Raw genomic sequence first — 12,943 nt, 5'->3', positions numbered from 1 at the left:
GCATGCCGGGTCCTGATCTGTGCTCATGACGCGCTTACGCTTCCGGCTTGAAAGGGTGGCGGAACCTACTCCAGCCGTCCTCGCCGCCAGAGTGATGCGCCCCTCATGAAGTCACGTGCCGTCTGATTGAGGGAGTTGACGGTGCGCTGTGCTGCGTCGACCTCCTTGGCCTCCTGACCGTCCAGCTGCCGGCTCTGGGCGTCCCGGATGGTGGTCTTGATGCCGCGGGCGATCACGTCGCAGAAGGCTCCGGCCCGTTCCAGGGCTATGGCGAAGTCGCCCGTGAAAGCTCCGGAGAGGATGGAGTCGGCGGTTCGGATGATGTCGTCGGCCTCCGGGGCTTGGTCCACGCCGGCGATTGCTGATGCAGCGGTGTCGGTGGGTTCGCCCAGCCTCCACAGACGACTGATTCCGTCAGCGTCCCGACGCATCCAGCTGCGAAGCATGTAAAGCCGCCAAAGGATGCCGGGCAGAGAATCGGGGTCACTGTCGCTCCAGAGCTCGGCCACGACATCCACACCCTCGCGGTCTACCAGGGTGAGGACTCGTTTGACGATGGCCGGGTCGGCGCTGTGGTGGACCCGGTCCAGCAGGGAGGCTGCTGATACATGGCTCATCTCGCTGATCTGCTGTGGATCCATGCCTCCGGAGAGCTGGTCGGCGATGGCTGGATCCAGCTGGCCAGGGCGTGAGGGCCGGGATGCTCCGGTACCAGAGGCCACGAATCCCGTACGGGAGGAGCGGATTGAGGATGAGCCGATTCTGGAGTTGCTGTCAGTAGACAATGGGAGTCACCTTCTGTATGTCGATGATGGTCGGATGATTGGGGTCGCCGGTCAAACTGAGGACGACAGCGTTGCCGGTGGGCATGAAGGGGGAGTCGTCTGGCAGCCGTTTGGACAGCGATCCGCTGGAGCATAGCCCACGCAGCTTCTCGAAGACTCCTCCCAGGACAGGTCGATGCATGCAGATCATGATGGTTCTGTTACCTTTCAGCAGGTCGGCCATCTGCCCGTCCAGCCAGTTGTGGGCCTGGTCTGGGTGTCGGTGATAGGAGGACTCCGTCAGGCAGGCCACCATCTCTATGGGCAGGCCTACCTCGTCGGCGTAGGGACGCAGTGTCTGCACACAGCGGATCCAGGGGGAGGACAGGAGGCGGTCGGGAGCAAAGCAGGCCAGCTCCCGAGCCAGGGCGTAGCAGGTGCCGGCGCCCTTGGGGGTCAGGGGACGATTCGCGTCCTTGCCTGTCCATTCCTTTCGGGACACTGCCTTACCGTGGCGGACGATGATCAACTGACGAGCCCGGATACCGCCCTGCTCCACCCGGTCCACAAAGGCATCCAGTATGGTTCTGTCGCTGGGGTGGGTCAATAGTTTGCGGGCTTCGGAGGCTCCAACCCATCGCATCTGGTCGACTTCCCTGGAATCAGGCCGGTGGATGGGTCCCAGCAGTGCGCCCTGACCGGCGGCGTGTTCCGAATCGGTCGGAGTAGCCATCCAGTAGCAGATATGTTTGAGTCTGCCGCCCTTGCCGCCCCGGCGTCGGCCCTCGTTGTTCAGGGGATATTCGGCATCCCCCAGGTACGGCCCCAGCCGGACAAGACAGCCTGTCTCCTCGCCGACCTCGCGCACAGCCGCCCGCATGTGGGTCTCACGATTCTCCAGCTTGCCCTTGGGCCAGCTCCAGTCGTCGTACTTGGGGCGATGGACCAGGCAAAGCTCCAGCTCATCAAGGTCGGATCGGGGGCTGCTTCCTGGGGCTGCTCGGCCGTCGTCGCTGAATTTCATCCATCCCTGGAAGGTTGTGCGCCACCGGTAGAGGATGGCTCCGGCTGCCTCAACCGTCCTGCTCATGGCCGGATGCCATCCCGATCGTCCGCCTCTGCGGCGGGCCTGCCGGCTTGGAGGCGTATCATCATCGCCTGGCCCTGGGGGTTCGGGAGTGACGGTCGATCAGGTACTCCTGCGAGTCGACCAGAGGCCGGCCCTGATCATCCCGGCTATGGCGCACGTAAGTGCCGTCAGGCTGCATGTGCCAGGAGCTGGTGGTATCGGCCATCTGCAGATCCACGTAGTCGATCAGACCCTGCACCTGCTCGGGTGCGGTGATGCGAACCAGCGCTTCCACACGGCGGTCCAGGTTGCGGTGCATCAGGTCAGCAGAGCCTATCCAGACTTCTGGTCCGGCCAAGGGACCCTCGCCAATCTGGGGGCCCTGAGAGTTGGCGAAGGCGAAGATGCGGCTGTGCTCCAGGAACCGTCCCAGGATGGAGTGGACTCGGATATTCTCGCTCAGCCCGGGCACGCCTGGCTTCAGGGCGCAGATGCCACGCTCCACGATGTCTATGCGAACTCCGGCCTGGCTGGCCCGGTAGAGAGCGTCGATGATCTTTTCATCCACCAAGGAGTTGACCTTGATTCGTATCCACGCGGGCTTGCCGTTCAAGGCGGTCTCTTCCTCGCGGGCGATCCGTTGCAGAAGCCCGGAGCGGACCGTGCGTGGGGCTACCAGCAGGCGGTGGAAGGAGGACTTGGGCGCATAGCCTGACAGCTGATTGAAGAGCCTGGTCAGGTCTTGTCCCACTACTGGATCGCAGGTGAGCAGACCCAGGTCGGTATACTGGCGGGCGGTCTTGGGGTTGTAGTTGCCGGTGCCCACGTGGCAGTAACGACGTAGGCCGTCCTGCTCCTGACGAACCACCAGAGAGAGTTTGCAGTGGGTCTTCAGCCCCACGATTCCGTAGACCACATGGACGCCGGCCCGTTCCAGCTGGCGAGCCCAGGCGATGTTGGCCTCCTCGTCAAACCGGGCCTTGATCTCGACCAGGGCCAGGACCTGCTTGCCGGCGTGCGCGGCATCCACCAGGGCATTGATGATGGGCGAGTTGCCTGAGGTCCGGTAGAGGGTCTGCTTGATGGCCAGCACTCGCGGATCGGCCGCCGCTTGCTCCAGGAAGGCCTGAACCGAGGTGGAGAAGGAGTCATAGGGGTGGTGGAGGAGGATGTCATGCTCGCGGATGGCGGCGAAGATGTCCTGGGCCTGGCTGGATTCCACTTCGGCGATCTGCCGGTTGGTGGTGGGAATGAAGGGGCGGAACTTGAGGTCGGCCCGGTCGATGGACTGCAACTCGAACAGGACCGTCCAGTCCAAGGGAGCAGGCAGCCGATAGACTTCTTCCTGGTTGACTCGCAGCTTGCTGGCCAGCAGCTGGGAGAGGAAGGGAGAGGCGGAGTCGGAAATCTCCAGGCGGATGGGCGGTCCGAACCTTCGCTGCAGAAGCTCCTTCTCCATGGCGTTGAGCAGGTTCTCTGCGTCATCCTCCTCGACGTCAATATCCTCATTGCGGGTGACGCGGAAGGAGCGGGCCTCCTTGATGATCATGCCGGGGAAGAGGTATTCCAGGTGGGCGATGATCAGATTCTCCATGGTGATGAACCCGTAGCGCTCCTCCTTGCCCTCTTCGTCGGTCAGATCGTCCACAGGAATCAGACGTGAGAGATTGTCGGGAATCTTAACGCGGGCGAAGTGGGTCTTGCCCGAGGTGGGGTTCTCCACCAGGACCGCCAGGTTCAGTGAGTTGCCTGAGATATAGGGGAAGGGGTGGGCCGGGTCGACGGCCAGCGGGGTCAGGACCGGGAAGACCTGGTTCCGGAAGAAGTTGGTGAGCCGTTCCTGCTCCTGGCTGCTCAGTTGTGTCCAGCTCAGCAGGATGATGCTTTCGGCGGCCAGATCCGGCAGGATGTGGTCGATTACATAGTGGGCATGCTCATCCTGAAGCTTGTGGGCCTGCTCGGAGATGGCCCTCAGCTGCTGACGGGGGCTCATTCCGCTGGCAGCCGTTACAGCGATGCCGGTGTCTACGCGACGCTTCAGACCCGCCACGCGGACCATGAAGAACTCATCAAGGTTGCTGGCGAAGATGGCGGCGAAATTGGCCCGCTCCAGCAGGGGTACACTCTCATCCTCGGCCAGCTCAAGCACGCGCTTGTTGAACTTGAGCCAGCTCAGCTCCCGGTCGAAATAGCGGTCCTCAGGCAAGGGCGAGACCGGGTGATCCGAGTGCCTGGATACATGCCGTGCCTGGCCGTCGGTCTCGGCAATATGCTCCGCGATCTGGCTGCGTAGCAAGGCCTTGGAGGGTGCGTCAAATTTCTGAACCATACCATAGCACTCTATTCGCAGGTGCCGTCCTCTGCAATCATTGATAAAGCTTGTGGATAAATAGGAACGGCCCCCCGCAGGAGGCCGTTCCCACAAGGTCGGTCCAGATGGAATCTCTGCACAACATCATCGTTGCAACGGTCAAGTCTTATACACCCGTCCAACGTATCGGTCCTAGTGGCCATACACTTTGTGGGCTTCCGTGCTCTTGAACCGTCCTTGTATAAGCTATTATGCCAGTTTTGAGGCCGATGGCAAGCCTGTCCATCGGCTGGGGCGGGGGAAGGCTGCCGACTTGGTCTTTTGTGCGATTGCGTGCATTGAGGCAGGCCAAATACACCAGGTTTGGAGGAATCTGTTGCTTCCGTGTGATCATCTGTGGCATTTCATGGACTTGGACTCAAAAACACTGCAATTTCAGGCGTGTCGCGGTCTTGATGCATTTATACACAAAGAGGGCGAAGCGGTGTGGAGACATGAGGTCATTCGACCACATCAGCTCCGGGGACTGGTGCTGATGCCAGAGGGCGGATGTACTGGTAGCCATGACTGGAATGAGCATAGGCAGACGGCCGAAAGTTATAAAAGACGGCATGAAAGGGTGGGAGCCTGAAAGGACTCTGCACTCCTTTAAATCGGTCGGGTTGTCCTCGGAGCACCAACCAGGCAGGGGGGCGGGCGAGGATACCGGCATCGGGCGGAGCGACCCGGAGGCCAAATATGGGTCCGCTGTGGCCGGATTGGTCTTTCTTTCCGCCTCAGGAGGCATTGGGCTGACAACCATGACAGCTTTGATGGCCAAGCAGCTTCGGGACATGGTCCTGTCATGCGCTCTGGTGGATCTGGACCTGGACGGCGGAGGGATGGATGTCTTGGTCGGCATCGAGGGGGCGCCTGGTATGCGGTTGGGAGGAATCCGTGCTCCCCTGGGCCGGGTGGATCCTCAGGCCCTCCGTGAAGAGCTGCCGGTCTGGGATGGCATCCCGTTACTCAGCAACGATCCTTGGAGTGCTCCATCACAGGGTTGGTGGGACGTGGATGCAGCCGTCAACGCAGTGGCTGGATTTGCTGATCTCCTGCTGATCGATGCCGGTCGGGGCCGTGGTCTGGGTAATCTGCGCTCGCTGAAGGGTCTGCCTTCGTTGTTGATGGTGGATATGACCGTGCTGGGCCTTGCACGGGCGAAGGCACTGCTCCATGCTCTGAACAGTCGCAGAGGTGCGGGCGACCAAGCTCAAGACGGTCCATTGATTTCGTGTAGGCCCCCTATGGCTCTGATTGGGATGATGCCCACTCAGCACCGGGTCAGTCATGGCGTCGACCCGGAGCAGGCGGAAGAGTTTCTGGGCCGATCGGTGGACGTGGTTCTCAATCCGCAACCGAAACTGTCTGCATCCGTCTTGGATGGACGTGGTCTGGAACGGGTGCCGCGTGCTTACGCCCGGGCTCTTCATCCCCTGGTGGAGCGGATCGCAGGAATGATCGTCGGCGAAAGAAGGGAAGAGCGGGTCTCTTCTCGCGAACTGACTCGGTCTAAGGCTGTCCAATGATCGAGAGAAGCGGGGAAAGCATCGAAGGTTCATTCCCTGATGATGATTTCGCCCAGCCGCCCACTTTCGGGTACTTGGATGGGCTGGTGAGCGATCCCGCGGTGACTGACATCGCAGTGACCGGACAGGGCGATGTCTGGATCGACCGAGGCGCGGGCATGGAGGAGGTTCTGCTTCGGCCTGGGTTTGCAGGCCCTCGGGCAGTAAGGGACTTTGCTGTGCAGTTATGCGCTCAGCTGGGGCGTCGCCTGGACGATGCTCGACCCATGGCCGATGCCTCCAGCAGGGAGGGGATCAGGGTCCACGCCGTGCTGGCCCCACTCGTTCCCGAAGGCGCTGCCATTTCCATCAGGCTGCCCAACAGAAACCCGCCCGGTCTGGAGGAGCTGGTTGCTGGCGGGCTGTGTCCCGCCAGTTGGCTCTTTATCCTTCGGGCGCTAGTGGTCAATCGGGCGACCATTCTGGTGACTGGTGGCACGGGTGCCGGCAAGACCACACTTCTGCGGGCCCTGCTGGGCATGTGTCCACAGGAGCAGCGGCTGGTTGTCGTAGAGGAAGTCCGTGAGCTGGGCCGTATTGCCGGTCATAGGAACTTGGTTTCCCTTGCTGCCAGAGAATCCAACATTGAAGGGGCAGGGGGTGTGGGGCTAGTCGATTTGGTTAAGGCCACACTGCGCATGCGGCCCGATCGGATCATTCTGGGGGAATGCCGGGGAGAGGAAATAGCGGATCTGCTGCGAGCTTTCAATTCTGGTCATCGGGGTGGCATGGCCACTTTGCATGCCGACAATGTAGAACGTGTTCCTGCCAGGTTGGCGGCCTTGGGGCTGCTGGCGGGGCTGGAGCCGAGGGCCTTGGCGGCTCTAGCTCAAGGGGCGTTTGACGTTGTTATCCACCTGGAACGAACCGGTGGTCATAGACATATCGCTCAGATTGGCCGACTGACGACGACCGTTGACGGTCGGCTTTTGGGGGAGGCTGTCTGTACCTGGCCGGGCCGAGGGGCAGCTACATATGGAACGGCCTGGTCGAAATTTGCCAGGCGGTGGGGCATTGTGACCAGCGCCTCGGCGAACGCTGCGTAGTTGAGGTGGATTATGAATGGCGAGACTGCAGCTTGGTTGGCTGCGATGATAACGTCTGTTGCCTGTTTGGCCCTGCTTCCGCATAGAGGCGACGTGGCCGCAAGGCTCAAGGCCATGTCAGTCAAGCCCTCTGCACAGTCGGATCGGCCCGGCCTGGCGGTGCTGATCACTTCCCTGCTTGCCTTTGTCGACAATGGAGGCGGTCTGATAGAGGCTTTCGAGGAGGCATCCGGGCGGCGGTTCGCCACCCAAGAGGTCACGCGGGAACGTGTCATGGCCATGTTGGAGAACCGATGCCTGCCTCAGGAACGGGGGCCGACTCTGACAATTATGGCCCAGGCTCTGATGGCCTGTTATGGGCTCAGCGCCATCATGGGTTGCCGGGCTTCTGATGGGCTGCGGACCGTGGCGGTTATGCAGAGGCGGCGGGCGGCGCTGGATGAGGCCCGGGAAAAAGCCTTTGCTGTGCCCAGGGCCACGATCCGCCTCCTGTCGATCTTGCCGGTGTTGACAATCATCATGGGAGAGTTCATGGGTGCGCGACCGTTGACCTTCCTATGTCGCCCGGGCCCGGGAACCATATGTCTGATTCTTGGAGCGGCCTTCTATGTTGTTGGTCTGGTTTGGATACATCAGCTGATGAAGGATCTGGGCAGGGAGGATCTATGGATTTGAAACCGCTGATTGCCGCTCTGTCGACCATACTGGCCCTTCTCCTCATGGAATTCGACGGCTTTAGTGAGCGATTAGCCGATGAGCAGGTATCAACTCCGCCTTTGAGCCTGGTATTAGCCTTGCTGGGGGTCGCTGTTCGTCAGGGGGCTTCTCTGCCCAGAGCTCTGGGGGTTATTGGCGGGCTGTTGCCAGGCCCTTACGGGCTTCGGATGGTTCAAGTGGCTCACCTGCTCGAACGCGGTAACGGATGGGATCTGTCCTGGTCGGGGGCGATCGGCGATTCTGATTACGGGCAGTCCATGCAGGTCCTGGCTGACTGTTTGGAGCCGTCCTGGCGTTTGGGATCATCGCCTCTGACGCGTATCGAGACAACCATCCGTCAGCTGGATCACCATGCCCGTAGCGCGCTGGCCCAGACCACGGCGACGATCACGGTCAGGCTGCTGGTGCCGACCGGGCTGTGTATTCTGCCGGCCTTCGTGTTGATCGGAGTCATCCCTTGCATCGCGGCCTTTGCGGGTGGGATGTCCTGAGGGTGTGGAGTTCTCACGGGCACAGTTGTCCACAGGTTGCCGATGCAGGTCCACTCGTCCACATGTATCTGACAAGGCGACAGAGACGTGCTGGAACGGGCACAGTGAAAGATATCGGATGCCGATTCTTTGAGGAATGGCTATTCGCCGGGGTGGGGAAGACAAGGAAAGACAAAGGTGAGAACGATGACATATCCACAAGAGGTTGCAACGGTCTTCCATCTGCAGACAAGGCAGGCAGGAGGCCAATTGGTGTCGGCTACGACATGGTCTGATGCAGGTGCCGGATCACAATGGTTGCAAAGAATAAGGCAACGTTCCAGCAGGTTCATGACGGCTTTGTATGTTCGCATCAGCCAGGCTATGGATTCTGGAGTGCGTGCCCTGCAAGCGCGGCTGAGCGTGGTTCTGGCTAGGCCTGAATCCGGGGCCATCACTGCTGAATACGCCGTGATCATGGTGGCGGCCGCCACGCTGGCCGGTGTATTGCTGGCAATTGTCAAATCCCCTTCCACACGCACTTTGTTGATGGGGCTGGTGAAGAAGGCGCTCAGTGCCGTCGGCTGAAAGACGGTATGGACGGAGACGAGGGTGGCGATCCGATAATGGCACGGTAACAGCCGAGTTCGCCATCATTCTTCCTGCTGTCATGGTCCTGGCTCTCATACTGCTAACGCTGACCCAGACGATCAGGATTGGCATGGTCTGTCAGGAGGCGGCCAACGCGGCTGCCAGAGACCTGATCGTCACTCGCGGCAAGAGCGATTCCCAAGAGCTGGTGCACCGGATGGCTGGGCCGCATGCCCAGGTGAGGCTGAGCCCATCAGCCAGACAGACGGCAGTCAGGGTGTCATGCCCAGTGGTTGCCGGCCCAATGGGCGTGCTGCCTGCACAGGTCCATGGCACTGCCGTGGCCATCTGGGAGGAATGAGCCATGCCCGGACATGCCAGAAAGACGCGCCTGAAGCGTTCCGGTTCATGGATAAGGGGTTCGGATCCGGGTTCCGGTACGGTTCTGGGCATCATGCTGATGACTCTGGTCGGCCTGGGTCTGGTTCTGGCGGCGCTTCTGGGCAATCTCATGATCTGCCGGACGCGTGCACGTACCGGTGCCGATGTTTCGGCTCTTGCTGCAGCTTCTGCCCTGGACGAAGGACAGGCTCAGCCATGTAATCTGGCCTCCCGGGTCGCCCGTCTCAACCGTGGCGTCCTGACGGATTGTCAGGTGGATGGAGGTGATGTGAGGGTCTCGGTAGGCGTAGACACCGGAGTCCCGATGATGCCCCGTTTGGTCCAGTCTGCCCGGGCAGGCCCCGAGCCCTGTGGATGAGGGAAGGAAGCGGGGCGAAAGCCTTAGGAAGGTAAGCGAGCGTGTCTAAAGAAATGGATAGCCTTGAACCATGGCACTAGCACTCTATCGGCGGTATCGGCCTGACACTTTTGACGGCATAATCGGTCAGAAGCAGGTCACGGTCCCTCTCACCCGAGCTCTGGATGAGAACCGGCTGACCCACGCCTACCTCTTCTCCGGTCCCAGGGGATGCGGGAAAACCAGCAGTGCCAGGATTTTCGCCCGCTGCGTCAACTGCGCCAAGGGGCCGACCAGCCATCCCTGTGGCGAATGCGACAGCTGCAGGGATCTGGCCACAGGAGGCCCCGGTTCCATCGATGTGGTGGAGATTGACGCCGCCAGCCACAATGGGGTCGACGATGCTAGGGAGCTTAGGGAGCGGGCAGGTTTCGCTCCTGTGCGTGACCGCTACAAGATCTTCATTTTGGACGAGGCTCATATGGTCACCCAGCAAGGATTCAATGCCCTGCTGAAGATCGTCGAGGAGCCGCCGGAACATGTCATGTTCATCTTCGCCACCACAGAGCCGGAGAAGGTGATCGGCACCATCCGTTCCCGCACCCACCATTACCCCTTCCGTCTGGTGCCCCAGGAAGTCATGGGGCCTTACTTGGAGGGCATTTGCGGAAAGGAGAACATCAAGGCCGAGCCTGGTGTGCTCAAGCTGGCCATGCGGGCTGGAGGCGGATCGGTGCGTGACACTCTTTCCGTACTGGACCAGCTCATGGTAGGCGCTGACGAGCACACCATTACCTATGATGCGGCTGTAGCGCTGCTGGGGTTCACTCCTGCCGCACTCATCAGCGAAGCTGTGGATGCGTTGATCGCCCACGATGGGGCTGGCCTCTACGGGGTCATTCAAAAGGTGGTCGTCGGTGGGTTCGAGCCTCAGCGCTTCGTTGAGGATCTGCTAGCCCATGTCCGCGACCTGCTGGTTCTCAAACTGGCGGGAGAGCGTGCTGAGAGCGTGCTGAGCGAGGACGCCGACGACGACCAGGTGGCCGATCTACATCGGCAGGCTAATGCTCTGGATCTGCAGGTCCTGACCAGAGTGGCTGACATCATCAATGATGCACTGGCGGGAATGAACGGAGCCACCTCGCCCAGGATGCGCTTGGAGCTGCTGGCTGCCAGGCTGCTGGCAATTGGTTGCGAGCCTATGGAACAGGCACCGGCCCAAGGGACAACTTCCGCCGGTGGTGTGGCCTCGGTGCCCGCCCGTAGCGGGTTCATCGGCGCTGACAGATCACAGCAGAACGGTCGGCCGTCCAGAGCATCCCAGCCTGGGCGCGCTGACGAGGCTGATCGCTCTGAACAACCTAGCAGAGCAGGATCATCGTCTGCAGCAGCGCCCGTCTCCTTTGCCGGGCCGCAGAGCATGGCAGGTTCTCATTCCGATTCCTTTGCTGGCGGACGGCAAGAGGGTGAAGGACTGCCCACCCATTCCGGCTCAGGCCCTGCCCAACCCGAGCGCAAGCAAGCCCCTTCCTCGCCAACTGGGCAGGCCGAATCAACCAATTCTTCCGGGCCTGCCCGGTCTACGGAACCGCCGCAGTCTGTACAACCGGAGGCTACGCGAGGACAGGGAACAGAGATTCCAACCGGCACAGAGCTGGATAAGCGCTGGGATGCCCTGGTGGCTGCCCTGCCGGAGGAGGTCCGCCAATATGTGGTGCGGGACCGGGTGCCTACCGTGGCCATGAAAGCAGACCCCTCCGGCCGCAAACGACTGTCTATGACCTTCGACCGTCCACTCAGCCAGCATGCCTTCGCCATGGCCGTGGCTGCGCAGTCGGTTGACGGGGAGACCAAAGTTCCACGTATTGTCATGGTCCGCGCTCGCCAGGAGTTCGGAAAGGACACTATGATCGCCCCATCAGGTACGGCTGCTAACGGCGAGACGGTAGAGTCCGTCAACAAGATGTCCCCCCAGCGTCGGGCAGAGGTAAAGAAGGAGGTGGCTCTGGCTCGGGCTGGCTTGGCCACCATGAACCTTGGAGCGGCGGTCATGCCTCATGCGGCCACGGAGCAAGGGCATGCCCCTAGGGAGATGACGGCCTCGGCGAGTCACCAGGGTGAGACCGGAGCATCGACGTCGGACGGAAGGTCCACCTCTGGAGAAGCTGCAGGCGACGGAAACTCCGACGACGCTCACCACCCGGTCGGCGGCCCGGTCCAGTCGTCTCCGGAACCGTTGCCGACTGCAGGCTTCGGCTCAACCGCTTCAACGGTGTTGCCGGACGACGATCCCTGGGCTCACCCCATTCCAGCGACTCATGCGCCGCAAAAGACCCGGCAGCCTGGTGATGGCAGCGACGGGACCACTATTCAGAAAGACCACGAGTCCAAAAAAGTTGCTTTGCCGGACATGAGCGATGACACGGATCCTTGGGCCCTGCCCGATTCCGGAATCACCGCTGCAGTTTCTACGGAGTCCTCCAACAGTCAAAGCCATGAAGCTTCGGACCAGGGGCCTGGAGTTTCGAAATCGGTTGATTCGTCGGGTCAGGGAAGCGCCTCGGGTGCAACCACGGCTCCGACATTGGGGACCGGATCGATTGCTGACGAAGGGACCATGGCGACTGGCATCCCAACCTCGCCGGATATACAGAGCGACGATCGCGGTTCGGGTACCGCAGGCGGCTCGGATGGTTCCCGAGCAATGGCAAAGGCATCCGGATCTGAGGACAGGAGGATGCCAGCAGGCTTCGCTAGCTCGGCATCCAGTGGTCTCGGTCAGGATGCTTCATCCGCTGTAGCCGCCTCCCAGGATTCGGGGCCTTCCGTGGACCCCGAGGACGATGTCTATTCCATGGACGATGCCCGGCTCGGGGTGGATAATGCCATGAACCAGGATGAACTGACCAAAATGTTTGACGTGACTAAGGTGGAGGATTTTGCTGCTGACGACCCCCAGAATCCGATCAACGTCCAAAAGCGCCGGCAGGAACAGGCGCAGCGACAGGGAGGTGAATGATGGCTGCTACCTATGATGGAGCCATTCAAGAGCTGATTGATGCTTTTGCCCAGCTGCCGGGCATTGGCCCCAAGGGGGCGCAGCGCATCGCCTTCTATATTCTGGGAGCCGATCGGCGCAGTGCTCAGGACCTGGCTGATGCCATTGTTACCGCCAAGGAGAAGGTTCGGTTTTGCGAGATCTGTGGCAATGTTTGCGAGACCAGTCCATGTCCCATCTGCCAGGATCCGCGTCGTGACCGTAGCATCATCTGCGTAGTCGAAGAGCCCAAGGATGTCATGAGCATCGAGCGTACCGGAGAATACCGGGGTTTATATCATGTGTTGGGTGGGGCCATCGACCCCATGTCCAACGTCGGGCCTGGTGATCTGCGCATTCCCGAGCTCTTGAAGCGGTTGGGCACGGATCAGGTCAAGGAGGTCATGCTGGCCCTTGATCCCAACATTGAAGGCGAGGCAACCACCACCTACCTGGGACGGCTGCTGGGTCCTCTGGATCTTCGGGTCACCAGGCTGGCCAGCGGTCTGCCTGTCGGTAGTGATCTGGAATATGCTGACGAGATCACCCTCGGCCGGGCGATTTCCGGCCGTCGGGATCTGTAAGGCACGTA

Annotated in this window: 12 protein-coding genes; 9 read left to right on the top strand and 3 right to left on the bottom strand. The window is 61.0% G+C overall.

Translation table 11 applies throughout. The features are described from left to right. Positions 1-65: 65 nt before the first annotated feature. The 3 genes from H3V09_RS06190 to H3V09_RS06180 form a co-directional block, all read right to left on the bottom strand. Positions 66-761 (bottom strand): thymidine phosphorylase, encoded by a 696-nt coding sequence (locus H3V09_RS06190; RefSeq protein WP_181415198.1) that lies wholly within the window; start codon positions 759-761, stop codon positions 66-68. A 13-nt stretch (positions 762-774) separates the two neighbouring features. Further along, on the bottom strand, positions 775-1,854 hold the full coding sequence (locus tag H3V09_RS06185; protein ID WP_198191252.1) for an NUDIX hydrolase: 1,080 nt from the start codon (positions 1,852-1,854) through the stop codon (positions 775-777). Between the two features lie 61 nt (positions 1,855-1,915). Then, positions 1,916-4,162 (bottom strand): RNA degradosome polyphosphate kinase, encoded by a 2,247-nt coding sequence (locus tag H3V09_RS06180; RefSeq protein ID WP_046323470.1) that lies wholly within the window; start codon positions 4,160-4,162, stop codon positions 1,916-1,918. 593 nt (positions 4,163-4,755) lie between these two features. On the opposite strand from H3V09_RS06180, the gene H3V09_RS06175 reads away from it, so the two are divergent. The 9 genes from H3V09_RS06175 to recR all read left to right on the top strand — a co-directional run bounded on the left by H3V09_RS06175 (position 4,756) and on the right by recR (position 12,935). Continuing rightward, on the top strand, positions 4,756-5,712 hold the full coding sequence (locus H3V09_RS06175) for an ATPase (RefSeq protein ID WP_198191253.1): 957 nt from the start codon (positions 4,756-4,758) through the stop codon (positions 5,710-5,712). Then, a complete protein-coding gene (locus H3V09_RS06170) occupies positions 5,709-6,797 on the top strand; it encodes a CpaF family protein (RefSeq protein ID WP_198191254.1) in 1,089 nt (362 codons plus the stop codon). The genes H3V09_RS06175 and H3V09_RS06170 overlap by 4 nt, the downstream gene beginning before the upstream one ends. 93 nt (positions 6,798-6,890) lie before the next feature. After that, positions 6,891-7,472 carry a pilus assembly protein gene (locus tag H3V09_RS06165; RefSeq protein WP_198199043.1) on the top strand — a complete coding sequence of 194 codons (582 nt, stop codon included), beginning with the start codon at positions 6,891-6,893 and terminating at the stop codon, positions 7,470-7,472. After that, on the top strand, positions 7,463-8,005 hold the full coding sequence (locus tag H3V09_RS06160) for a pilus assembly protein (protein WP_198191256.1): 543 nt from the start codon (positions 7,463-7,465) through the stop codon (positions 8,003-8,005). The genes H3V09_RS06165 and H3V09_RS06160 overlap by 10 nt, the downstream gene beginning before the upstream one ends. A 330-nt stretch (positions 8,006-8,335) precedes the next feature. Further along, positions 8,336-8,572 carry a DUF4244 domain-containing protein gene (locus tag H3V09_RS06155; protein ID WP_198191257.1) on the top strand — a complete coding sequence of 79 codons (237 nt, stop codon included), beginning with the start codon at positions 8,336-8,338 and terminating at the stop codon, positions 8,570-8,572. Next, a complete protein-coding gene (locus tag H3V09_RS06150; protein WP_198199042.1) occupies positions 8,559-8,936 on the top strand; it encodes a TadE/TadG family type IV pilus assembly protein in 378 nt (125 codons plus the stop codon). Before H3V09_RS06155 ends, H3V09_RS06150 begins: the two co-directional genes overlap by 14 nt. Positions 8,937-8,939: 3 nt before the next feature. After that, positions 8,940-9,335 (top strand): Rv3654c family TadE-like protein, encoded by a 396-nt coding sequence (locus H3V09_RS06145; RefSeq protein ID WP_110425887.1) that lies wholly within the window; start codon positions 8,940-8,942, stop codon positions 9,333-9,335. Positions 9,336-9,405: 70 nt separating this feature from the next. After that, the gene (gene dnaX / locus H3V09_RS06140) at positions 9,406-12,333 is read left to right on the top strand and encodes a DNA polymerase III subunit gamma/tau (protein WP_198191259.1); all 2,928 of its coding nucleotides are present in this window, start codon (positions 9,406-9,408) and stop codon (positions 12,331-12,333) included. Further along, positions 12,333-12,935: a recombination mediator RecR gene (gene recR, locus H3V09_RS06135; RefSeq protein ID WP_046323913.1), complete on the top strand. Its 603-nt coding sequence runs from the start codon at positions 12,333-12,335 to the stop codon at positions 12,933-12,935. The genes dnaX and recR overlap by 1 nt, the downstream gene beginning before the upstream one ends. The last annotated feature ends 8 nt before the right edge of the window (positions 12,936-12,943 follow it).

The sequence above is a fragment of the Bifidobacterium sp. M0399 genome (genome assembly GCF_016100595.1).
GTDB lineage: Bacteria > Actinomycetota > Actinomycetes > Actinomycetales > Bifidobacteriaceae > Bombiscardovia > Bombiscardovia polysaccharolytica.
Note: the sequence above shows the minus strand (reverse complement) of the source record. Positions and strands in the feature narration are given on the sequence as shown.